The organism is Fictibacillus arsenicus (assembly GCF_001642935.1).
In the GTDB taxonomy this organism is placed as follows: domain Bacteria; phylum Bacillota; class Bacilli; order Bacillales; family Fictibacillaceae; genus Fictibacillus; species Fictibacillus arsenicus_B.
Window position 1 is genome coordinate 1,786,088 of the sequence record NZ_CP016761.1, and the last position, 24,730, is coordinate 1,810,817.

Here is a 24,730-nt window from a genome sequence, read left to right on the forward strand (position 1 = left end):
CACCTTTTAATTAAGTACGAGAGACTTAAAAGGGTGGACATTAATAAAAGAACTTTGATTCTTTTGTTAAGGGCACCCTGAAAAAACTTTCAGGGTGCTATTTTTATGTAAAAGGAGAGTTTTGGATGAATCATCTGCTATCAATGAATGAATTGTCTATTGAAGACATCCAGTACATTTTAAATCTTGCTGAAGAATTTAAAGGCGGTAAACAAGAAAAAGCTTTTGACCAGAAGCTGATCGCAAATTTATTTTTTGAGCCAAGTACTAGAACAAGGTTTAGTTTTGAAGCTGCTGAACACAAGCTTGGTATGAAGCCTATGAATGTTGAAGTGAGCGGTTCAAGTGTTCAAAAAGGAGAAACGCTTTATGACACATTAAGAACACTTGAGGAAATCGGAGTTTCAGGGTTCGTGATCAGGCATCCCGAAGACCGCTATTTTGATGGCTTAGCTGAAAAAATAAACGTGCCGATCATCAATGCAGGTGATGGATGCGGCAATCATCCGACACAATCACTTTTAGATCTATTAACAATTCAACAAGAATTCATCGTAATACAGGGTTTAACTGTGGTCATTGTGGGAGATATTCTTCACAGCCGAGTTGCCCGGTCTAATGCGGAAGTTCTTCGCAAAATGGGTGCAAGAGTGCTGTTTTCTGGTCCTGAGGAATGGTTTGTAGATGAATGGAAAGAAGATTTTATTCCGATGGATGAAGCAGTTGAAGCGGCTGATGTAGTAATGATGCTAAGAATTCAGCATGAAAGGCACAGCGCAAGCATGTTGCTGACAAAGGAAGATTATCACCAGCAATATGGTTTAACGATCGAACGTGAAAAAAGAATGAAGGATCATAGCATCATCATGCATCCGGCTCCAGTTAATCGCGGGGTTGAAATAGCGGATGAGCTGGTGGAATGTGAACGCTCCAGAATATTTAAACAAGTTCAAAATGGAGTCTACATCCGGATGGCTGTGCTTAATTGGACACTAAAAACAAACCAGGAGGCGGTAAACAATGGGTTATTTATTGAAAAACGCTAGCATTTTAGACGGGAATAACAATTTGATTAAAACAGATATCCTGATTGAAAAAGATATGATTAAGAAGATTGAAGAAAACATTCCCTTTGATCAGCATGAAGTTTTCGAAGCAGAAGGAAGACTTGTTACTCCTGGTTTTGTTGATCTGCATGTTCATTTAAGAGAGCCTGGCGGTGAACATAAAGAAACGATTGAAACGGGAACAAAAGCGGCTGTGAAAGGCGGCTATACAACGCTGGCTGCCATGCCGAATACACGGCCTGTTCCGGATACGATCGAAACGATGGAATTTGTTCAGCAAAGAATCAAAGAAACGGCAAGCTGCAGAGTTTTGCCATACGCTTCGATAACAACTCGTCAGATTGGAAAAGAATTAACCGATTTTAGCGGTTTGTTAGAAAAAGGAGCCTTTGCATTTACAGATGATGGAGTAGGTGTTCAATCAGCCGGTATGATGCTAAAGGCCATGAAAGAAGCGAGTGAAAACGATGCTGTAATCGTTGCTCATTGTGAAGACAATACACTTCTTCCAAAAGGAGGGGCATTTCATGAAGGACAATTCACTGAAAAGGAAGGGCTGCCTGGCATACCATCTGTAAGTGAATCTGTGCATATCGCACGAGATGTTCTGCTCGCTGAAGCAGCGAACGCAAGATATCATGTCTGCCATGTAAGTACAAAAGAATCCGTAAGAGTTATAAAAGACGCAAAGCGTGCAGGGATTAAAGTAACGGCAGAAGTTACACCTCATCACCTGATCTTAAGTGATAAAGACATTAAGAGTAATGACACCCATTATAAGATGAACCCGCCTTTAAGAAGCGAAAGTGACCGTGAGGCATTAATACAAGGATTAAAAGAAGGAACGATTGATTTTATCGCAACTGACCATGCTCCGCACAGTGCTGAAGAGAAAAACCAGGATGTTGAACTCGCACCGTTCGGAATCGTAGGACTGGAGACAGCTTTTCCGCTTCTATACAGTGAGCTTGTTTTAAACCAAGAAATTCTTACACTGCAAGAGTTAGTTGACATGATGACCAGCAAACCTGCTGTGAGCTTTAATCTTCCATACGGAACACTTTTAGAAGGTGCAAAAGCGGATTTAACAATCGTTGATTTGAATAAAGAAGAAGCAATCGACACAAAAACATTTGTTTCTAAAGGTAAAAATACACCATTTGATGGAAGAGTATGCAAAGGGTGGCCAGTCGCAACAATTTTTGAAGGAAAGCTTGTTTACAACAAGGAGGAGAGCTTCGTATGAAACGTTACTTAATCTTAGAAGATGGCACAATTTTTAATGGTTTAGCTTTTGGATCAAATCGTGAAGCAAACGGAGAGGTTGTTTTTACAACGAGTATGACAGGCTATCAGGAAGTTCTTACAGACCCTTCATACTGCGACCAAATTATAACTTTCACGTATCCGCTAGTAGGCAATTATGGCATCAATCGTTCGGATTATGAATCCATACGGCCGGCAGCAAGCGGAATCATTGTAAATGAACATGCGGAGTTCCCTAACCATCATGAAGGAATTCAGTCCTTAAGCAGCTGGCTCACGGCTAAAGATATTCCAGGACTTTATGGAATTGATACTAGAAAATTAACAAGAAAAATCAGGCAGCACGGGACATTAAAGGGAAGATTGTCCAATACGATTGAAAATGCTCAAGAAATCATCGATGAGATGAACGCATCACCTTTATCAACAGATCAAGTATCAAAAGTTTCGACTAAATCACCTTATCACCTTCCAAACAGCGGAAATAGAGTGGTTGTTGTAGATTTTGGAGTAAAAACAGGTATGCTGAGAGAATTATCAAGAAGATTATGCGATGTAATCGTAGTCCCTTATAATACACCGGCTGCTGATATTATCCGCCTTCAGCCAGATGGTGTTCTCTTGAGCAACGGACCTGGTGATCCAAAAGATGTCCCTGCAGGCATAACGATGATACAGGAGCTTTTAAACTATAACATTCCGATTTTAGGAATCTGTTTAGGGCATCAGCTTCTTGCGCTAGCTTGCGGCGGTGATACTGAAAAGCTGAAATTTGGACATCGGGGATCGAATCATCCTGTAAGAGATCTTGAGACAGGTAAGATTGCGCTGACTTCACAAAATCACGGCTACGCCGTTACTGAAAATTCATTAATGAACACTTCTTTAGAACTTACACATCAGGCTGTAAACGATGGAACTGTTGAAGGATTAAAACATAAAGAGAAACCAGCATTTTCAATCCAATATCACCCTGAAGCATCACCTGGACCACAAGATTCTAATCCGATATTTGATGACTTCATGAATATGATTAAAACAACGAAGAAAGAAGGTTTGATGCAGAATGCCTAAACGACATGACATACGAAAGATTTTAGTAATTGGATCAGGACCGATTGTAATTGGACAAGCAGCAGAATTTGATTATGCAGGAACACAGGCTTGCCAAGCATTAAAGGAAGAAGGATACGAGGTTGTACTTGTAAACTCAAATCCTGCAACAATAATGACAGATCCGAACATGGCAGATAAAGTATACATCGAACCTTTAACACTTGAGTTTGTATCAAGAATCATCCGTCAGGAACGCCCAGATGGTCTTCTTGCAACACTTGGTGGACAAACTGGCCTTAACCTGGCCGTCGAACTCTTCAATTCCGGTATTTTAGAGGAATACAACGTGGAATTTTTAGGCACTAAGCTGCCTTCTATTCAACAAGCAGAAGACCGAGATCTGTTTAGAGAATTGATGAGAGAGCTGAATGAACCGGTTCCTGAGAGCGCGATTGTCCACAACATGGATGAGGCAAGAGAGTTTGTTGAAGAACACGGTTACCCAGTGATTATTCGACCTGCTTTCACATTAGGTGGAACTGGCGGCGGTATCGTTACCGATAAAGAAGAGTTTTTAGAAATCACACCGGCAGGTCTGCATGCAAGCCCAGTTGGACAAGTTTTGATTGAAAAGAGTATCGCAGGATTTAAAGAAATTGAATATGAAGTGATGAGAGATAAGAACGACACTGCAATCGTTGTATGCAACATGGAAAACATTGATCCAGTGGGTATCCATACAGGAGATTCAATCGTTGTTGCACCGAGTCAAACTTTAACAGACAGAGACTATCAGCTGCTGCGCAACGCTTCATTAAAAATAATCAGAGCATTGAAAATCGAAGGCGGCTGCAACGTTCAGCTGGCACTTGATCCAGATAGCTCACAATATTATGTAATCGAAGTAAATCCGCGTGTAAGCCGTTCATCAGCTTTAGCATCGAAAGCGACAGGTTATCCAATCGCAAAGCTTGCAGCTAAAATCGCGGTCGGCTATACATTAGATGAAATCAAAAACCCAGTAACAGGCACCACATACGCTTGTTTTGAACCAGCACTTGATTACATCGTAACTAAGATTCCAAGATGGCCATTTGATAAGTTTGAAGGTGCAAATCGAAAGCTTGGAACTCAAATGAAGGCGACAGGAGAGGTTATGGCAATCGGCCGCAACTTTGAAGAATCACTTTTAAAAGCGGTTCGTTCGCTTGAAATTTCAGCTTTCCACCTGGAAGTGAAAGAAAATCACCTTACAGAGTCAGAAGTAGAAGAAAAAATCCTGAGAGCAGATGATGAAAGATTATTCTATATCGCAGAGGCATTCAGAATGGGGATCACAGTTGAACAGATTCACGAATGGACAAAGATTGATCTGTTCTTCCTTGAAAAACTGCACGGTATTATTTTGCTGGAAGATAGAGTGAAGGAACGTAAGCATGATGCTGGGATCTTGCAAAAAGCAAAGGAAAAAGGATTCAGCGATAAATGGATTGCAGAAGCTTGGGGAATGGATGAATACGAGCTGTATAAATTCAGACAAAACGAAAACATCATGCCAGTTTTTAAAATGGTAGATACTTGTGCAGCAGAATTCGAATCAGCTACACCATATTATTATGGAACATATGGTGATGAAGATGAGTCTGTCATCACAGATAAAAAGAGCGTTGTTGTATTAGGTTCAGGGCCAATAAGAATCGGTCAAGGAATTGAATTCGACTATGCAACAGTTCATACAGTATGGGCGATTCAGGAAGCGGGTTATGAAGCCATTATCATAAACAATAACCCTGAAACAGTTTCTACAGATTTTAGTATGTCAGACAAGCTTTATTTCGAGCCATTGACTGTAGAAGATGTTATGCACGTGATTCAGCATGAAAAGCCAGAAGGAGTTATTGTGCAGTTTGGAGGACAAACGGCGATCAACCTTTCTGAAGAGCTTGAGAGAAGAGGAATCAAAATTCTTGGAACTTCGCTCGACAGTATGGATTTGGCAGAAGACAGAGAACGTTTCGAAAAAGTGATGCAGAAGCTTAGCATACCTCAGCCTGCTGGTAAAACTGCTTTTTCAGTAACAGATGCGGTAGCTATAGCGTCATCAATCGGATATCCGGTGCTCGTTCGTCCTTCATATGTACTTGGCGGACGCGCGATGGAGATTGTTTATCAGGCAAGCGAACTCCTGCAATATATGGAGAATGCAGCCCGGGTTAATCCGGATCATCCCGTATTAGTAGACAGATACCTTGAAGGAAAAGAGATAGAAGTTGACGCGATTTCTGACGGAACGGACGTCTTTATCCCAGGAATGATGGAGCATATCGAACGCGCAGGTGTTCACTCAGGTGACTCGATCGCGGTCTATCCTCCACAAACACTTCCTGAAGAGATTAAACAAAAAATAATCAAAAGAACGATTTCTATTGCAAAAGGCTTAAATATAGTCGGTCTCTTGAACATCCAATTTGTGTGGCATAAAGATGAAGTTTACGTACTTGAAGTGAACCCGCGGTCCAGCCGAACAGTTCCATTCTTAAGTAAGATTACAGGTGTGCCGATGGCGAATGTAGCAACAAAAGTGATCTTAGGTGAAAGCCTGAAGAAACAAGGATATGAAACGGGCTACCAAAAGGAAGCAGATGAAGTTTCCGTAAAAGTTCCAGTGTTCTCATTCGCAAAACTGCGCCGGGTCGATACGTATTTAGGACCTGAAATGAAATCAACAGGTGAAGTAATGGGAAGGGATAAGAATCTTCAAAAAGCGCTTTATAAAGGTCTTATCGCTTCTGGAATGAAGATTCCGGCATACGGAACTGTGCTCTTTACAGTGGCAGATAAAGATAAAGCTGAAGCACTTGAAATGGTAAAAAGATTTTACGAGATCGGCTACACTATTATGGCAACAGAAGGAACAGCAAGCATTATCGAAAAAGAAGGGATTCCAGTAGATGTAGTCGGCAAAATCGGTTCTGAAGGAAGAAACCTGCTTGATGTTATTCGAAAAGGTGAAGCACAGTTTGTTGTAAACACACTGACAAAAGGAAAGATCCCGGCAAGAGACGGTTTCCGAATCCGAAGAGAGTGTGCTGAAAACGGTGTAGTTTGTCTGACAAACCTGGATACTTCTGTAGCTTTGTTAGAAGTTCTTGAATCCATCTCATTCTCAGCTCATGCTCTTTCATCCTTCACAAAAAATAAAAAGGTGCTCGTATGAAGAAACATTTGTTAAGCATTACTTCTAATACGGAAATTGCACGCAACATCTTTGAGATGAAACTGACTGGCCCTGGTACAGCAACAATGACTGTACCTGGTCAGTTTCTCCATGTCAGTGTCGGAAAACATACATCAAAACTGCTGCGCCGTCCGCTTTCAATCTGTGATGTTGATTTTGAGAAAGAAGAAGTCACACTTCTGTATAGAGCACAAGGAGAAGGAACAAAGCAATTAAGCCAAAAACAACCTGGTGAGATTGTTGATGTATTAGGACCTTTAGGAAACGGCTTTTTTCTTGAAACCATTGACGACAGTAAAACAGCATTACTGATCGGAGGCGGAATAGGAGTGCCTCCACTCTATTATCTTGGGAAGAAACTAAGAGAAAAAGGGTTGAAAGTTAAATTCATTTTAGGTTATCAATCTCTTGAAGACAGCTTTTATATCGAACAGTTTCAAGAAATAGGAGAAACAATCGTAACGACAGTTGATGGCTCTTTTGGCATTAAAGGATTTGTAACAGATGCGATGGATCAGCTTACTTCAGATGAACCTGTTATCTATTCGGTTGGACCTGCTGTAATGCTTAAAGCAGTTGAACAAAAAGCTGCTGGATTAAATGGATTCATCTCATTAGAAGAAAGAATGGGCTGTGGGATAGGTGCCTGCTTCGCATGCGTCTGCCCAACTGAAAACAGACAATCAGGCTATGTGAAAATATGCAACGATGGTCCTGTCTTTAAAATGGGGGAGGTTGTTTTATGAGCAGGTTGAGTGTTTCATTGCCTGGACTGAATATGAAGAATCCCATTCTGCCAGCATCAGGCTGTTTTGGATTCGGAAAAGAATACGCAAAATGGTACGACTTAAGCCTATTAGGCGGAATCACAATTAAGGCAGCTACCCTTGAAGGGCGATTCGGTAACCCTACACCACGTGTAGCGGAAACAGAAAGCGGCATGCTGAATGCAATAGGACTTCAGAATCCAGGGGTTAAAGGAATCATAGAAAATGAACTTCCTGCATTAGAGCCTTATAACATTCCCATCCTTGCTAACATTGCGGGATCGACTGAAGAAGAGTATATAGAAGTAACAAGACAAATCTCTGCTTCACCTCTAGTAAGTGCTGTAGAACTAAACATTTCTTGTCCTAATGTTAAAGAAGGCGGAATCCAGTTCGGAACACATTATAAATCTGCTGCTGATTTAACAAAAAAAGTGAAAAATGTTTCTGAAAAACCTGTTTACGTTAAACTTTCTCCGAACGTATCGAATATCACAGAAATGGCTGAAGCCGTTGAAGAAGCGGGTGCTGACGGTTTATCTATGATCAACACGCTTGTAGGCATGAAGCTTGATTGGAGAACAGGAAACCCTATACTAGCTAACAAAACAGGCGGACTTTCAGGACCAGCGATCAAACCGGTAGCCATCCGTATGATCTATGAAGTGAGCCAAAAAGTTTCGCTTCCAATTATAGGGATGGGCGGAGTGAGTACGGCTGAGGATGTTTTAGAAATGATGTCAGCGGGTGCTTCGGCTGTTGCAGTTGGAACGGCAAACTTCGTAAACCCATATGTGTGTCCGGAAATTATTGAGAAGCTTCCCGAGTTGTTAGATGAGATAGGCGTCGAGCAGATCAGTGAAATGACTGGAAGGAGTTTGAGGCAATGGAAAACCCCGTTATCATCGCGTTAGACTTTGAGAATGCAGATAAAGCGAAAGAGTTTCTTTCAAGTTTTAAAGGACAATCACCTTATGTAAAAGTAGGAATGGAACTTTACTATGCAGAGGGACCATCGTTTATCAAATGGCTGAAAGAAAGAAACTTTCGTATTTTCCTGGATTTAAAGCTTCACGATATCCCGACAACCGTTCATAAAGCAATGAAAGTGCTTGGCTCTCTCAATGTTGACATTGTCAACGTACATGCTGCAGGGGGAACTGCGATGCTGAAAGCAGCTAAGGAAGGTCTATTGGCAGCTGGTGCTTATCACACAAAATTGATAGCAGTTACACAGCTGACAAGTACAACTGAGAAAGTGCTGAGCGATGAACTTTTAATAAAAGATACCAGCTTAAACGACTGTGTTGCTCATTATGCAAAACTTGCAAAGGATTCAGGTTTAGACGGAGTAGTTTGTTCTGTTCAAGAAGCGAATTCTATTAAAAAAGTTTGCGGATACGATTTTTTAACAGTAACGCCAGGAATCAGACCACAAGGAGCAGATACTCACGATCAGGCGCGGATTGCGACACCTGCAGAAGCAGCTAGGATGGGTTCGGATTTTATGGTTATCGGAAGAAGCATTACACATTCGGATCAGCCAGTTAACACATATAAAGATATTTTAAACGAATGGAGAGAAAGCTATGAAAACAACAATCGCAAAACATTTGCTTAATATCAAAGCAGTTACACTTTCACCAGAGGAACCATACACATGGTCTTCAGGAATGAAATCTCCAATCTATTGTGATAACCGGTTGATTCTGGCTTATCCTGAACTGCGTAAACAAGTTGCTGAAGAATTAGTCTCAATGATTAAGAATCATTATCCTGAGGCCGATTTGATCGCTGGTACAGCTACTGCTGGCATCCCGCATGCTGCTTTCGTTGCAGACCAAATGAATTTACCGATGTGCTATGTAAGATCGAGTGCTAAAGCGCATGGTAAAGGAAAACAAATTGAAGGTCTAACCGAAAAAACGAAAAAAGCAGTTGTTGTTGAAGACTTAATTTCTACAGGTAAAAGCTCGATTCAAGCTTGTCAGGCACTTCAAGAAGCTGGAGTTGAAGTATTAGGTGTTGCAGCAATATTCAGCTATGGACTTGAAAAAGGGATAGAAGCTTTCGAAAAGGAAGGTGTTTCCTTCCAAACAGTCACGAATTTTAGTACATTAATAAAGGAAGCACAAGAAAGCGGTACGATTAGTGGACAAGGGCTTTCTTTATTAAAAGAATGGCAACTAGACCCTGAAAATTGGGGAGCTGCCTCTTTTTCCAAATAGTTTTCTAAGGAGAATACGATTTTGAGAAAAATGAACGGTGAAGAATTCGATGAGCTAGTATCTTTTTTTGACAGCATGGCACGGACATCTTGGCTAAAAAGAGTTCATGATACGTTGAAAGAAACGACAGGATCTTGGAAAGATAAGGACATTTTAGATGTTGGATGCGGAACTGGCAGGTTATTGCTCCGCGGAGCAGAAGAAGCAAACAAACTAGTAGGGGTTGATCTTTCATCAGAAATGGTGAAAGCGAGTATTCAGCAATTTTTCTATCATGAACTAAGCGGGAAGAGCCAGTTTTTGGTAGCTGATGCAGAAAACCTGCCTTTTGAAGATGAATCTTTTCATCTATCATTATCAACTTGCGTGATGTTTTTATTGCCAGATCCATCGAAGGGTATAAACGAGATAAATCGTGTACTGAAAAAAGATGGCCTGATCGCCATGCTTAATCCGAGCGAAAAGATGAGTCAAGAAACTGCTGCTCAGTACGCAAAAGAAAATGATATTTCTGGTTTTGAAAGAACGGCGTTATTGAAATGGTCGAATGTCAGTACAAGAAGACACCGTTATACGGCAGATGAAATGACGGCATTGCTCGAAGAACTTCATTTTTCAGAGGTAACACACAAAGAAGTACTCGGTGGACTTGCCATTATCAGCATGGCAAAAAAAGAGCAGGACAGCTAATCAATAGCTGTCCTGCTTTTTTGGATGGTTTTGAAAACATTACAGACTTGAAGGGGTTGATTTCCGCTCCAGGCGCTCCCTTTCCGCGGGGCGGGCGGTGAGCCTCCTGGCGCTTTGCGCCTTTAGGAGTCTCACCTGTCCCACTCGTCCCGCAGGACAAGGAAGGCTTCGACAGCGTTACATCGCACGAAGAAAATGTGTTTTTTCATTTTCGAGGAGTCTCGCACCCTGCGCTCCAATCAACTTATCAATGAAGTTTTTGAAAACCAAAAATAGCAATCAATTTAAACAAAGCCTTAAGAAAAAAAGTGGATAATTTCCGGTCGAGAATGATCGTTTTCAGCCCGGTGTGCGGTGATCCCGCAGGAGTGTTTACCTTACTCTCCATCAATCTACAATGAAGGGTATTTAAAAACAATCTGAAAAAAACACCTACAATAATAGAAAAAAGGAATATCTTTACTTTTGGCTGTTTTCTAAAAGATTGTTAGTATAGAGAGATTTTAAAATTCATCATTGAAAAGTTGATTGTAGTGGAAGGTGCGAGACTCCTGCGGGACTGGCGGTCAGGTGAGACACTTATAAGTGAAACGTACGAATGTGGCTCACCGCCTGCCCCGCGGAAAGCGAGCAACCTGGAACGGAAATCAACAACTTCCAAAAACAACAAAAATATACGTAAAGAGCCTTACTTTTTTAACTTGAAAACGAGATCTTCATCAGGTGTTACGTACAATGTCTGCTGATTATCATAGATAACAAATCCCGGTTTTGCTCCGCTTGGTTTCTTAACATGCTTCACTAGTGTGAAATCAACAGGTACAGAACTGGAGTTTTTTGCTTTGCTGTAAAATCCAGCTAAGACAGCAGCCTCTTTTATATCTGTTTCACTCGGTTCAGCTGAACGTATTAGCACATGGGATCCAGGAATGTCTTTCGTATGAAGCCATGTTTCGTTTGCCCGAGATAGTTTAAATGTTAAATAGTCGTTTTGTTTATTGTTCTTTCCGACTAAAATCTCTGTTCCATCACTAGAGACGAATTTTTCAGGCTGAGGAGTACTGTTTTGTTTTTTCTTTTGCTTGCTCTGACGATGTTTTAGATATCCGCCTTCACCAAGTTCCTCTCGTATTTCCTCAACATCTTTCATTGATGCAGAATCCATCTGAACGATGAGACGCTCAAAATAGAGAAGTTCGTTCTTGGATTTTTCTATCTGATCTTTTATGATAGAAACCGACTTTTTGAGTTTTCCATATTTTTTAAAATAGCTTTGAGCATTTTCTGCAGGTGTTTTTAAAGGGTCAAGTTCGATTTTAACTAAAGGCTGGTCTTCGCTAAAATAATCTTCAACTTCTATTGCTTTATCGCCTTTTTTCGCCATGTACATATATGCAGTAAGAAGTTCTCCTTTACGTTGATATTCTTCAGCATTGACGGTTTGTTCAAGTTCTCGCTCTAGTTTTCCGATCTTTTTGATAATCTTGTCATACTCATTAGAGAGGTATTTCTCAAGGTCGTTCGCCTGTTGTTTAATACGATCGCGGTCTGCTTTTCCATAAAAGAAGCGGTCGAGAAGCTTGCTGACAGTTTCAAACGGGCGAACTTCACCATCAATATGTGTTAAAGAAATGACCGAAAAGTATTCTTTCTTTTCAGTTGTGATCATCTGCGGTTCATAACGTTTTTCAGCCAACTGATTCATAACTGACAAAAAGGCGTCAGCTACTTGATCTTTGATGGTTAAGCCTGCCCGTTCAAGTATTTCTTTTGCGATTAAAGGAGAAAAGCCGCTGAATCTCGCAACAAGCTGTTTGTCCAATTTACCTTCATTCCAAGAAATTTTTGAAATAAATTCTTCTTTCTCAGAAATAGAATATGGATCTATTTTTTCCTGTGCAGGAGGAAGCACATAAGAAAAGCCTGGCAGGACGGTTCTATGCCTGTTTTGAAAACTAGGAATATGTTTGATGCTGTCTATTATTTTCTCAGACTTTTCATCAATTAAAATAATGTTTGAGTGTCTTCCCATGATTTCCACATAAAGCACTTTTGTGGTCTCGTCTCCGATTTCATCCCTGTTTTTAACGGTAATCTTAATTATTCGTTCTACGTCCAGCTGTTCAATTTTTTCAATAAAAGCGCCTTCTAGATGTTTTCTGAGCAGCATGCAAAACATAGGAGGAGTGTCAGGATTTTCGTATTGGTGTTCTGTAAGATGTATCCGTGCAAATGATGGATTTGCGGATATCAATAGCTTATGATTTTTTCCGTTTGAACGAATGGTAAATACTAGATCTGTTTTATGAGGCTGATAAACTTTTGAAATCCGTCCGGATGTTAAAGTCTCCTGAAGTTCAGCAGTTACAGCACGTGTCATTATTCCATCAAAACTCATGATAAGTTCACCTCTTATTTCTGATTCATAGTATAGCATTTTTGCGGACATGCCTGCATATAAATGGCTTTAACTAATCTTATTAGAGGTGGAAGCTATGAATTGGTACCAGCTGCCGCAAGACGAAATTGAATCAATACTCAACAGCAGGTTAGATGAAGGTCTAACGAAGAATGAGCAAGAAAAGCGATTGAAGCTTGATGGACCCAATCAGCTAGAAGAAGTTAAAAAGCAATCAGCTATTCTGATGTTCCTTGCACAGTTTAAGGATTTTATGGTGCTCGTGCTTTTGGCAGCAACATTGCTGTCTGGTTTTTTAGGCGAGTATCTGGATGCGATTGCTATTATCTTAATCGTTGTGATGAACGGAATTCTAGGGTTTATTCAAGAAAGAAAAGCAGAGAAATCCCTTGCTTCACTAAAAGAATTATCCGCTCCGACCGCACAGGTTTTAAGAGAAGGTAAGTGGGTTTCGATCGCAGCGAAAGATGTGGTTACAGGTGATGTAGTAAAAATTAAGAGCGGTGACAGAGTTGGAGCAGACATTCGATTGCTCAAAACATCAGGCCTTCAAATTGAAGAGTCTGCTTTAACGGGTGAATCCGTTCCTGCCCAAAAGCATAACAATATTTTAACTGCAGACGAGCTTACACTTGGTGACCAGGATAACATGGCGTTTATGGGAACGATGGTAACTCGGGGGACGGGACAAGGGATCGTAGTTGCAACTGGCATGAAGACTGAGATGGGGAAAATTGCTCACTTAATACAATCAGCTGAGAACTTGGCAACTCCTCTTCAGATGAAACTTGAACAACTCGGAAAAATTTTGATCGCTCTGGCATTGCTGTTAACCGTTCTTGTTGTTTTAGCTGGGGTTTTGCAAGGGCACGATCTGTACAGCATGATTTTAGCAGGGGTTTCTTTGGCTGTTGCCGCAATACCTGAAGGGCTGCCTGCTATTGTTACGATTGCGCTCGCGCTTGGTGTACAAAAGATGATCCGTAAACGAGCGATTGTGCGCAAGCTCCCTTCGGTCGAAACACTCGGGTGTGCTACCGTAATCTGTTCCGACAAAACAGGAACGCTTACACAAAATAAAATGACAGTGACTCGAATCTGGTCTCAAGGCAGACAGTGGATCGTAAATGATGATGGTTTTGAAGTTGCGGGATCAGGAATTAATGAAGACGGTAAGAGAGGAGATAAGCTTACTGAAGTTTTAGCTTATGCCGCTCTTTGTAACAACGCTACACTCGAGGAAGGCAAGAATGGTTCTTTTATAGAGGTTGGAGATCCGACAGAAACAGCTTTATTAGTCAGCGCTTATAAAGCTGGTATTACTAAAGAATCATTAAGTGAACAGTTTACGATTCAGCATGAGTTTCCTTTTGATTCAACAAGAAAAATGATGAGTGTAATTGTTCAGGATACAGAAGGGAATCAGATGCTCGTTGTAAAAGGAGCTCCTGATGTCTTAATGGAAAAAAGTGATTATATTGTATGGGATGATAAGAAACAGTTAATTAAGCAAGCTCATAAAGAACGGATTAAAGAAGCGATCTATGCATTAGGAAGCCAAGCTTTGAGAACGATCGCTGTCGCTGTCCGGCCACTAAAGGAGGGGGAATATTACGCCCAAGCCTCCTTCGCAGAAAGAAGCCTCACTTTTGTCGGACTTCAAGGAATGATGGATCCGCCTCGTCCAGAAGTAGAAGAAAGTATAAGAGACTGCCAGACTGCAGGTATTAAAACGATTATGATCACAGGTGACCATGTAGTAACTGCAGCGAGCATCGCCAAAAAGCTGAACATGCTTCCTGAAGGCGGCAGAGTGATGGAAGGTGCCGAGTTAGCGCAGCTTAATGACGAAGAACTGGACAAAGTTTCAGAGAATGTTTACGTGTATGCGCGAGTATCACCGGAACATAAATTGAAAATTGTAAAGTCTCTGCAGAGAAAAGGCCATGTAGTAGCGATGACGGGTGACGGGGTGAATGACGCCCCTGCCATTAAGTCGGCTAATATTGGAATTGCTATGGGGATCACCGGAACAGATGTGGCAAAAGAAGCTTCTTCTCTTGTACTGGGGGATGATAACTTCGCAACCATTCGTTCAGCCATAGAAGAAGGAAGAAACATCTATGAAAATATCCGTAAGTTTATTCGATATCTATTAGCTTCAAACGTCGGAGAAATTCTCGTCATGCTTTTTGCGATGATCATGGGACTGCCTTTGCCTCTCGTACCGATTCAAATTTTGTGGGTGAACCTCGTTACAGACGGACTGCCTGCAATGGCTTTGGGTGTGGACCAGGCAGAAGAAGACGTCATGAGACGTAAACCACGGCAAGCAAAAGAAGGGGTCTTCTCAAGAGGACTCGGATGGAAGATTGTTTCCCGCGGATTTTTAATAGGGGCAGCAACGATTCTCGCATTCTGGGTAACTTTAAAAGAAAATCCAGATCAGTTGATCGTGGCACAGTCAGTCGCGTTTGCTACACTTGTTATGGCGCAATTAATTCATGTGTTTGACTGCAGAAGTGAACGTTCGGTTTTCCACAGAAACCCGTTTCAAAACGGATATCTTGTTCTAGCAGTCATCTCATCGATTTTACTTCTGCTTGTCGTAATGTATGTCCAGCCTTTACAAGAGATTTTCCACACTGTACCGCTGTCACTAAGACAATGGCTGCTCGTAATGGGCATGGCATCTATACCGACATTTGCTTTAGCAGGTTTTCAGCTGTTTAAAAGAGAAATAAGATAAATAGAAAGCTGGCTCACTTTTTTTAGGAGCCAGCTTCGTTTGTTTTTTACTAAAAAACAAGCAAGTTCTGAAAAGAATTTGCTCGATTTATGCTCGCCCGGGAAGATTTACGAGCGGTTCCCAGGATTTACGAGCGAATCATAAACTTTACGGTGTTCAACGAGATAAATGAGCTTCCAAGAAGTTATAAATCCGATCGCTTTAAAGAGTCCCATGCTAATTATTGATGATATTTCCTCAAATTGAGGGAAAATAGTTTAGATTCTCGATTTTGTGTGCTAAAATATAGGAACATGTGTACAGTTTTTCACAATATCGTGCAATTAGCGTATGACCCGTTATTCCATTTGGCTAGAATAGTAGCAGGTTAGGGGCGGTTAAAGATGAAATTAATTAATATTGGTTACGGAAATATTGTTGCTGCTCACCGGATTATTGCGGTAGTCAGTCCAGAATCTGCACCGATAAAACGATTAATCACGGTCGCAAGAGAAAAGAATATGCTGATTGATGCTACATATGGCCGCAGAACGAGAGCGGTCGTTGTGACCGACAGTGATCATGTCATTCTGTCGGCTGTACAGCCAGAAACTGTAGCTCACAGACTGATGTCGGTTGATGAGGGCTCAGAAGAAAGTTAGGTTGTGGAGGTTTATATGGAAAAAGAAAGAGGCATTCTGTTTGTGCTATCCGGTCCTTCTGGTGTAGGGAAGGGTACTGTATGTAAAGCACTTCGAGAACAAAAGCTGGACATTCAATACTCAGTCTCAGCCACGACGAGGCAGCCGCGTGAAGGCGAACGACATGGGGTAGAATACTTCTTTAAAACAAAAGAAGAATTTCTGAGCATGATTGAAAATAAAGAATTGCTCGAGTGGGCAGAATATGTCGGCAACTATTATGGAACGCCGATCGAATATGTGAACCGCACACTTGATGAAGGCAAAGACGTTATTTTAGAGATTGAAGTTCAAGGTGCACTTCAAGTGAAAAATATTTTTCCGGAAGGTGTATTTATCTTCTTAACACCACCTAGTCTTGATGAACTAAGAAGCCGTATTGTCGGGCGGGGCACTGAAACAGAAGATTTGATAAACAATCGCATGTCAGTTGCCAAAGAAGAGATCGAGCTTATGAAGCACTATGACTATTCTGTGGTTAATGATGAGATTGATTCAGCATGTAACCGAATTAAAGCTATCATTACAACTGAACATTGTCGTGTTGACAGAGTTCGTCCGAAATACCAAAAAATTTTAGGAGATGACCAATAATGCTATATCCATCCATCGATTCTCTTATGGAAAAGATAGACTCAAAATACTCACTTGTAACACTTAGTTCAAAACGTGCAAGAGAAATTCAAAAGTATGGCAACCAGCAGATTGCTAAACCTGTATCATACAAGTTTGTTGGTAAAGCACTTGAAGAAATTCAATCTGGTATCTTAACAAAAGTTGGGGAAACACCTGCTGATTAATATATAGAACCTGAAAAAATATACAACCTTGTCTAAAGGTTGTTATTTTTTTGTTCTACTTTCAGAAAGTATAACTTGTTAGCAAGATGATTTTCGACGTAGCAAAACAAGTTTAGGTCGAAAGTGTAAGCGCAACTAAGGCTGAAGCGAAAGGCTTGGCGTCAGCCAAGTTTTCTTTATAAAAATTCATAAAGTTTTTTAATACATATAAATGCTGTAAAATAGATGTGAATTGTTAAGCAAATGAGCGGCGGAAGGGGTTTATTATGGAAAAGAAAAAAATATTGCTTGCTGTTTCAGGCGGAATCGCTGCCTATAAAGCAGCTCCCGTAGCAAGTAAATTATATCAAAGCGGATATGAAGTGAAAGTTATACTCACAGAATCTGCCCAGAAATTCATTACACCGTTAACCTTTCAAACGCTGACAAGACAAGCTGTATATACAGATACGTTTGAGGAAAGAGAACCTTCAATTGTCAGTCATATCGATCTTGCAGATTGGGCAGACCTTGTACTGATCGCTCCTGCTACTGCGAACGTTATCGGGAAACTGGCAAACGGCATCGCGGACGATATGCTGACTACAACATTACTTGCAACAAAAGCAGATGTGCTGATCGCGCCTGCTATGAATGTAAATATGTTTAATCATCCAGCTGTAAAAAAGAACATGGAAACTCTTGCTGTGTTCGGGTGGCGGTTTATTGAGCCGAATGAAGGACTCCTTGCCTGCGGATGGATTGGCAAAGGAAGACTTGCTGAACCAGAGGAACTCATAAATGCTGTTCATATGTACTTTAAGGAAAAAAGTGAAGATCAGATAATGCCTCTTTCAGGAAAGAAAGTCATGGTAACAGCTGGTCCTACACGAGAGGAACTGGACCCAGTACGTTATTTTACAAACCATTCCTCAGGAAAAATGGGATATGCGATTGCTTCTGCAGCAAAAAAACTTGGAGCAGAAGTAACTTTAGTAACGGGTCCTACATCACTTGAAATACCATCAGGAGTACAAGTTGAAAGAGTCATTTCTGCAAAAGAAATGTTTGATAAAACAATCAGTCATTACCGAGATCAAGATATCGTCATTAAATGTGCAGCCGTAGCAGATTATACACCTGTTACTGTTCATTCAAATAAGTTTAAGAAAAAGAATGATACGTGGACGATTGAACTAAAGAAAACAGATGATATTTTAAAAGCGCTTGGCGAGAGAAAAGAACATCAAATTCTCGTTGGATTTGCTGCGGAAACTGAAAATCTTGAAGACTATACAAAAGATAAATTAGTAAGAAAGAATTTGGACATGGTAGTTGGAAACGATGTATCAAAAGAAGGGTCCGGTTTTGGAAGTGATACAAACGAAATTATCATGATTAAAAAAGATGGCTCTATACGGCCGCTGCCAATTCTTACAAAAGAACAAGCAGCGAATGAAATATTAGAAGAAGTGATGGAAATGATGAAAAGATGATTGCGGCAGTCGTTGTTGACGTCCCTTCAGGCAGTGTAAATAAGACGTTTGATTATAAGGTTCCTCCAGGGTTGGAGAATTGGGCTGAACCAGGTATGCGTGTGATCGTGCCGTTCGGACCAAGAAAACTTCAAGGCTTTATATTAGCAGTAAAGCAATCGTCTTCTGTAAAAGGTATAAAAAACATCACAGAAATACTCGATCCTCTTCCTGTCCTTACGCCGGAACTAATAGATCTAGGCCAATGGCTGGCAGAGAACACGCTAAGTTTTTATATCACTGCTTATCAGGCAATGCTTCCTGCAGCAATGAAAGCAACTTACGAAAAATTTTTTACAGTACTTAGGCCGGAAATGTTATCGAGTGAAGTGTCTGTTCTTTTCTCCGCGAGTGGAGAACTAAGCTTAAACGAGGTAACAAAAAACCATGTTCATCTGCTCAAGAAGCTTCAGGAACTGACAAAAACAGGAGTCTTGGATGTTGTCTATAAAGTAAAAGACAAAGCAAACAAAAAGAAAGTCAAATTTGTTTCACTAGGAAACAAAACTGAAGCCGAAGAACTCCTGAACCAAAATGGCAAAAGAGCTGAAAAACAAAAAGCTGTAATTTCAGAACTTTTAAGCAGACCTCCAGGCGAATATTCTCTGCAGGAAATTCTTCATGAGACAGGTGCTTCCCTATCTTCAGTTCAGTCGCTTTGTAAAAAAGGTGCCGTGTATATCGAAGAAAAGGAAGTATACAGAGATCCTTACCAAGGGAGAAACATCAAACAGACCGAACCGCTTCCTTTAACGGAAAACCAGCAAAATGCCATAACTCCGGTTTTAGATTCTATTGAAAACAATGAACATCAAACCATACTCGTTCATGGTGTTACCGGAAGCGGAAAGACAGAGATCTACCTTCAATCTATTCAATCTGTCTTAGATAAAGGGAAGGAAGCTATCGTACTAGTTCCGGAGATCTCGCTCACACCTCAGATGGTCAACAGATTTAAAGGACGATTCGGAAGCTCTGTTGCAGTATTGCACAGTGCTTTGTCTATTGGAGAGAAGTACGATGAATGGAGAAAGATCCTTCGAAAAGAAGTTTCAGTAGTTGTTGGTGCTCGGTCTGCCGTTTTTGCACCTTTTGAAAATTTAGGAATCGTTATCATAGATGAGGAACATGAATCAAGCTATAAGCAGGAAGATCATCCACGCTATCATGCAAGAGATGTAGCGATCTGGAGAGGAAAGTATCATTCTTGCCCGATTGTACTTGGAAGTGCAACACCTGCTTTGGAAACTTATGCAAGAGCACAAAAAGGACGCTATCAACTTGCTGAATTAAGTTCCCGTGTTCATTCAAATCCGATGCCTGAAGTGACTATTGTGGATATGAGGGATGAGTTGAAAAAAGGAAACCGCTCGATGTTTTCTAATGAATTAATGGAAAAACTAAAAGCTGGAATTGAAAAAGGAGAGCAATCTGTTCTTTTTCTTAACCGGCGCGGCTATGCTTCATTCATATTGTGCAGAGATTGCGGATATGTAGCGCAATGTCCGCATTGCGATATTTCTTTAACCTATCACAAAAGATACGGTGAATTAAAATGCCACTATTGCGGTTATAAAGAGATTACTCCGTCCGCATGTCCTTCGTGTTCCTCAGAACATATTCGTTTTTTCGGAACAGGAACGCAAAAGGTAGAAGAAGAGCTTGCTAAAGTTCTTCCTGAAGCTAGAGTCATTAGGATGGACGTAGATACAACATCTAAAAAAGGAAGCCACGAAAAACTGCTTACTTCTTTTGGGGAAGGTGAAGCAGATATATTGCTTGGCACACAGATGATCGCAAAAGGACTTGATTTCCCAAAGGTAACATTAGTAGGCGTTTTGGCTGCTGATACGATGCTGCATTTGCCTGATTTCAGAGCGTCTGAAAAAACATTTCAGCTTCTTACACAAGTGAGCGGCCGGGCAGGGAGGCATGAGCTGGAAGGGAAAGTGATTGTTCAAGGATATGACGTTGAACATTACAGCATCCAGCTAGCTTCACAGCATGATTATCTCAGTTTTTATAATCATGAAATGAAAACAAGGAAACTGCATCAATACCCGCCATTTTATTATTTGGGCCTTCTTACCTTCAGTCACCTGGAATTGATGCAGGTTGTTGAAGCAAGTGAAAAGGCAGCAAGCTTTTTGTCAAAAAGGCTGTCACCTGACAGTCTCCTGCTTGGCCCTGTTACGTCACCGATCGCACGTGTGAAGGATAGATATCGGTACCAGGTAATGATAAAATACAAAAATGAACCAGAGCTTAGAAATTGGTTTGAAGAAATAATAGCCCATTTTCAAAAAGATAAAAGTATAAAAGATCTGCAGATTACTGGAGAGTTAAATGCCCAGACACTTATGTAGCAGTTAGGAGAATAGAATACGATGACAATTCTTAAGATTGTAGAACACCCAGATCCAGTTTTAGAAACAGAATGTGAACCGGTAACAGCGTTCGATAAAAAGTTAAAAAAACTGATAAACGATATGTTTGATACGATGTATGATGCAGAAGGAGTAGGTCTTGCAGCTCCTCAGATCGGGATTGCTAAACAGATCGCAGTTGTAGATGTTGGTGATGAAGAGGGACAAATCGTGTTGATCAATCCGGTCGTAACAGCAGCTACCGGAAGCCAGACTGGACCAGAAGGCTGCTTAAGTTTCCCCGGGCTCTTCGGTGAGGTTGAACGCCCTTTTGAAGTAACTGTGAAAGCACAAGATGAGAACGGAAAAGAATTTACTATAAAAGCAAACGATTTTCTTGCCAGGGCACTTCTGCATGAGATCGATCACCTGCATGGCATTTTGTTTACATCTAAAGTAATCGCTTATTACGAAAACGAGGAAATGGAGAGATAGGTTACATGAAGATATTATTTATGGGAACACCTGACTTTTCCGTGCCCGTACTTCGTCAGCTAGTAGAAGATGGTTATGAAGTTATTGGCGTTGTTACCCAGCCAGACAAGCCAGTAGGAAGAAAAAAAGAAATTAAGCAGACACCTGTTAAAGAAGAAGCGATCAAACATGGAATTAAAGTGTATCAACCCGTAAAGCTGCATGAAAACTATGAAGAGATTCTGGCTCTTAAACCTGATCTGATTGTTACGGCCGCTTACGGACAAATCCTGCCTAATGCAATTTTGGAAACACCTAAATATGGATGCATCAATGTCCACGCCTCATTGCTTCCAAAATACAGAGGCGGAGCGCCGATCCATAAAAGCATAATCGACGGAAATGATAAAACCGGCATCACGATTATGTATATGGTTGAAAAATTAGACGCAGGTGATATACTTACCCAAGTTGAAGTACCGATCGAAGAAAATGACCACGTAGGTTCTATGCATGACAAATTAAGTGCGGCGGGTGCTAAATTATTATCAGAAACTATCCCTTTGCTTGTTGAAGGAAAGATTACTCCTGTCCCCCAAAAGGAAGATGAAGTAACTTTTGCCTGGAACATAACTAGAGAACAGGAAAAGATCGATTGGACCCGATCAGGAAAAGAGATCCATAACCATATACGCGGTCTTCATCCGTGGCCAGTTGCTTATACGTTATTAAACGGCCAGCCTCTTAAAGTTTGGTGGGCGGAAAAGCAAGAAACGAGTTACTCTGCAGAACCTGGTACTGTAATTGGCATACATGAAAATGGACTTCAGGTGGCCACCGGGGATCAGACGAGCATCATTATTACAGACTTGCAGCTTTCCGGGAAAAAGAGAATGCTCGCAAGTGATTATCTTAAAGGAGCAAGCGTACCACAAGGCTTGAAATTAGGTGAATAAAGTTGGAAAACAACATACGGGCAATCGCCCTGGACGTTTTAATTAAAATCGAACAAAATCAGGCATACTCAAATTTACAGCTGAATCAGACGCTCCAAAAAGCAAATGTAAAAGAAATTGATAAAGGTCTTTTAACGAGCATTGTTTATGGTACGATCCAGCGTAAAAACACGATAGATTTTTATTTAGATCAACTGCTGAATAAACCAATAAAGAAAAAAGACCGCTGGGTTATATCGTTGCTTAGACTGTCCATTTTCCAGATGCTATACATGGACCGTGTTCCAGATCATGCAATCATTCATGAAGCTGTAGAAATCGCTAAACAAAGAGGACATCAAGGTCTTGCAGGTCTTGTAAACGGTATTCTGCGCAAATTGCAGCGTGAGGGAACAGCTGAAATGGACAAAAAAGCAGGTGCAGGTTCCGAAAAAGCGGCTTTAACATACAGTATGCCGCAGTGGCTTTTTGACCGCTGGAGCTCTCAATTCGGAAATGAAGATGCTGAAAAAATGGCCGAATCAAATCTTTTGCCGTCTCCGGTTACAGCGAGGGTAAATACGATGCTAACGACAAGAGACGAAGTTCTTCAGCAGCTGGAGCAAGAAGGAGTTTCTGCAGAAGAAGGAGAATTGTCTCCTGAGGGTATCATAATAAAAGACGGCTATCTTCCAGGAACAGAAGTATATAATAAAGGCTTAGTTACGATTCAGGATGAAAGCTCAATGCTTGTTGCTAGAGCTGTAGCTCCATTACCTGGAGAAGTCATTCTAGATGCATGTGCTGCCCCAGGCGGCAAATCAACCCATATGGCTGAAATGATGAAAGGAAATGGAAAAGTTGTTTCTTTAGACCTTCATGCCCATAAGATAGAATTGATTAATAAACAAGCAAAGAGACTGGGTCTTGAAAATATCGAAGCCTCAGTTTTAGATGCTCGAAAAGCAGGAGAAAAATACGACTCTGCATCTTTTGATAGAGTTCTTGTTGATGCCCCTTGCAGCGGTTTTGGTGTAATCCGCAAAAAGCCGGATCTTAAATGGTCTAAAACAGAAGAAGATGTTTTAAAGCTTGCATCCATTCAAAAGGATATATTGGAATCCGCTTCTCAAATGGTGAAAGCTGGAGGTCAGCTTGTCTACAGCACTTGTACAGTAGATCAGGAAGAAAACAGTGAAGTAGCAGAATGGTTCCTTCAAAATCATCCTGAATTTGAATGGGATCCGGACTTTTCCGAAAAGATGCCAGAAAAAGTGAAAACCTTTATAATAGAAGGACGATCAGATCTGCAAATTATGCCTCATTATTTTAATAGTGACGGCTTTTACATTGCGGCTTACAGAAAAAAGACAACAGGTGGTGAGAAACATGCTTAAACCATTAACAGATAAACAGACAAAGCCTAATATTAAACCTTCTATATTCTCATTGGAGCTTCACGAACTTGAAGCTTGGCTGACGGATATTAGAGAACCTAAATTCAGAGGCAAACAAATCTTTGAATGGCTGTATCAAAAACGTGTGTCCTCTTTTGAGGAAATGACAAACCTTCCAATAGGTTTGCGTGAGAAGCTGGAAAAAGATTTTTATATCAAACCTTTAAAAGAAGTGATACGCCAAGAATCAGCAGATGGTACGATCAAATTCTTATTTGAACTGCAAGATGGCTATTCCATTGAAACAGTACTTATGAGACATGAGTATGGAAACAGTATTTGTGTAACGACACAGGTTGGATGCCGATTAGGCTGTACTTTCTGTGCTTCTACTTTGGGAGGATTAAAGCGCAATCTGCAAGCTGGCGAAATTGTTGCCCAAGTTCTTCAGGTTCAGAGAGCTTTAGATGAAACAGAAGAAAGAGTAAGTTCTGTTGTTGTCATGGGGATCGGTGAACCGTTCGATAATTATGAAGGACTTATGTCTTTCCTTAAGATTATCAACCATGATCTAGGGCTAAATATCGGTGCTCGCCATATCACGATTTCAACAAGTGGCGTGGTACCTTATATTTATAAATTTGCTGATGAAGGAATGCAAATTAATTTTGCGATCTCTCTTCATGCTCCAAACACAGAAACAAGAAGCCGCCTAATGCCAGTTAACAGAATGTATCCATTAAACGAACTAATGGATTCCATTAGTTATTATATTAAGAAGACCGGCAGACGTGTAACATTTGAATATGGTTTATTCGGAAAAGTTAACGATACAGTGGAACACGCAAATGAGCTCGCAGATCTTATTAAAGATATTAAGTGCCATGTTAATTTAATTCCAGTAAACTATGTACCAGAAAGAGATTATGTAAGAACACCGAAAACACAAATATTTAAGTTCTTAGAGACGTTAACCTCAAGAGGCATTAATGCCACCATCAGAAGAGAACAAGGACATGACATTGACGCAGCATGCGGTCAGCTGCGTGCGAAGGAACGTAAAGAAGAGACGAGGTGACGGGGA

The 24,730-nt window shown here is 40.8% G+C and carries 20 protein-coding genes; 19 read left to right on the forward strand and 1 reads right to left on the reverse strand.

Annotated features, from left to right (window positions below; genetic code table 11):
• Positions 1-125: 125 nt before the first annotated feature.
• The 9 genes from ABE41_RS09360 to ABE41_RS09400 are packed head-to-tail and all read left to right on the forward strand — an operon-like array spanning position 126 to position 10,312.
• On the forward strand, positions 126-1,046 hold the full coding sequence (locus ABE41_RS09360; RefSeq protein WP_066289236.1) for an aspartate carbamoyltransferase catalytic subunit: 921 nt from the start codon (positions 126-128) through the stop codon (positions 1,044-1,046).
• Positions 1,021-2,313 (forward strand): dihydroorotase, encoded by a 1,293-nt coding sequence (locus ABE41_RS09365; RefSeq protein ID WP_066289237.1) that lies wholly within the window; start codon positions 1,021-1,023, stop codon positions 2,311-2,313. The genes ABE41_RS09360 and ABE41_RS09365 overlap by 26 nt, the downstream gene beginning before the upstream one ends.
• On the forward strand, positions 2,310-3,407 hold the full coding sequence (locus ABE41_RS09370; RefSeq protein WP_066289239.1) for a carbamoyl phosphate synthase small subunit: 1,098 nt from the start codon (positions 2,310-2,312) through the stop codon (positions 3,405-3,407). The genes ABE41_RS09365 and ABE41_RS09370 overlap by 4 nt, the downstream gene beginning before the upstream one ends.
• A complete protein-coding gene (gene carB, locus ABE41_RS09375; RefSeq protein ID WP_066289244.1) occupies positions 3,400-6,606 on the forward strand; it encodes a carbamoyl-phosphate synthase large subunit in 3,207 nt (1,068 codons plus the stop codon). Before ABE41_RS09370 ends, carB begins: the two co-directional genes overlap by 8 nt.
• Positions 6,603-7,373, forward strand: a complete 771-nt coding sequence (locus ABE41_RS09380; RefSeq protein ID WP_066289246.1) for a dihydroorotate dehydrogenase electron transfer subunit — start codon at positions 6,603-6,605, stop codon at positions 7,371-7,373. The genes carB and ABE41_RS09380 overlap by 4 nt, the downstream gene beginning before the upstream one ends.
• A complete protein-coding gene (locus ABE41_RS09385; RefSeq protein ID WP_066289247.1) occupies positions 7,370-8,308 on the forward strand; it encodes a dihydroorotate dehydrogenase in 939 nt (312 codons plus the stop codon). Before ABE41_RS09380 ends, ABE41_RS09385 begins: the two co-directional genes overlap by 4 nt.
• On the forward strand, positions 8,281-9,015 hold the full coding sequence (gene pyrF / locus ABE41_RS09390) for an orotidine-5'-phosphate decarboxylase (RefSeq protein ID WP_066289250.1): 735 nt from the start codon (positions 8,281-8,283) through the stop codon (positions 9,013-9,015). The genes ABE41_RS09385 and pyrF overlap by 28 nt, the downstream gene beginning before the upstream one ends.
• Complete coding sequence (pyrE, locus tag ABE41_RS09395) at positions 8,984-9,622, forward strand: orotate phosphoribosyltransferase (protein WP_066289252.1); 639 nt, start codon at positions 8,984-8,986, stop codon at positions 9,620-9,622. The genes pyrF and pyrE overlap by 32 nt, the downstream gene beginning before the upstream one ends.
• 30 nt (positions 9,623-9,652) lie before the next feature.
• Positions 9,653-10,312, forward strand: coding sequence for a class I SAM-dependent methyltransferase (locus ABE41_RS09400; protein ID WP_253805492.1), 660 nt, complete (start codon positions 9,653-9,655; stop codon positions 10,310-10,312).
• A gap of 688 nt (positions 10,313-11,000) precedes the next feature.
• Here the strand turns inward: ABE41_RS09400 and ABE41_RS09405 are convergent.
• A complete protein-coding gene (locus ABE41_RS09405; RefSeq protein ID WP_066289258.1) occupies positions 11,001-12,710 on the reverse strand; it encodes an Rqc2 family fibronectin-binding protein in 1,710 nt (569 codons plus the stop codon).
• Positions 12,711-12,807: 97 nt separating this feature from the next.
• Between ABE41_RS09405 and ABE41_RS09410 the strand changes: the two genes are divergently transcribed.
• The 10 genes from ABE41_RS09410 (at position 12,808) to rlmN (ending at position 24,724) form a co-directional block, all read left to right on the forward strand.
• Positions 12,808-15,480, forward strand: a complete 2,673-nt coding sequence (locus ABE41_RS09410) for a calcium-translocating P-type ATPase, SERCA-type (RefSeq protein WP_066289261.1) — start codon at positions 12,808-12,810, stop codon at positions 15,478-15,480.
• Between the two features lie 383 nt (positions 15,481-15,863).
• Complete coding sequence (gene remA / locus ABE41_RS09415) at positions 15,864-16,121, forward strand: extracellular matrix/biofilm regulator RemA (protein WP_066240628.1); 258 nt, start codon at positions 15,864-15,866, stop codon at positions 16,119-16,121.
• A gap of 15 nt (positions 16,122-16,136) precedes the next feature.
• Positions 16,137-16,754 carry a guanylate kinase gene (gene gmk / locus ABE41_RS09420; RefSeq protein WP_066289264.1) on the forward strand — a complete coding sequence of 206 codons (618 nt, stop codon included), beginning with the start codon at positions 16,137-16,139 and terminating at the stop codon, positions 16,752-16,754.
• The gene (gene rpoZ / locus ABE41_RS09425) at positions 16,754-16,960 is read left to right on the forward strand and encodes a DNA-directed RNA polymerase subunit omega (RefSeq protein ID WP_066289267.1); all 207 of its coding nucleotides are present in this window, start codon (positions 16,754-16,756) and stop codon (positions 16,958-16,960) included. Before gmk ends, rpoZ begins: the two co-directional genes overlap by 1 nt.
• 263 nt (positions 16,961-17,223) lie before the next feature.
• On the forward strand, positions 17,224-18,435 hold the full coding sequence (gene coaBC / locus ABE41_RS09430) for a bifunctional phosphopantothenoylcysteine decarboxylase/phosphopantothenate--cysteine ligase CoaBC (protein WP_066289273.1): 1,212 nt from the start codon (positions 17,224-17,226) through the stop codon (positions 18,433-18,435).
• Positions 18,432-20,840, forward strand: coding sequence for a primosomal protein N' (priA, locus tag ABE41_RS09435; RefSeq protein ID WP_066289276.1), 2,409 nt, complete (start codon positions 18,432-18,434; stop codon positions 20,838-20,840). Before coaBC ends, priA begins: the two co-directional genes overlap by 4 nt.
• Before the next feature lie 21 nt (positions 20,841-20,861).
• Complete coding sequence (gene def, locus ABE41_RS09440; RefSeq protein ID WP_066289280.1) at positions 20,862-21,335, forward strand: peptide deformylase; 474 nt, start codon at positions 20,862-20,864, stop codon at positions 21,333-21,335.
• Between the two features lie 5 nt (positions 21,336-21,340).
• A complete protein-coding gene (gene fmt, locus ABE41_RS09445; protein WP_066289283.1) occupies positions 21,341-22,270 on the forward strand; it encodes a methionyl-tRNA formyltransferase in 930 nt (309 codons plus the stop codon).
• Positions 22,271-22,272: 2 nt separating this feature from the next.
• Complete coding sequence (gene rsmB / locus ABE41_RS09450; protein WP_066289287.1) at positions 22,273-23,646, forward strand: 16S rRNA (cytosine(967)-C(5))-methyltransferase RsmB; 1,374 nt, start codon at positions 22,273-22,275, stop codon at positions 23,644-23,646.
• Positions 23,639-24,724, forward strand: coding sequence for a dual-specificity RNA methyltransferase RlmN (rlmN, locus tag ABE41_RS09455; RefSeq protein ID WP_066289290.1), 1,086 nt, complete (start codon positions 23,639-23,641; stop codon positions 24,722-24,724). Before rsmB ends, rlmN begins: the two co-directional genes overlap by 8 nt.
• Positions 24,725-24,730 lie beyond the last annotated feature (6 nt).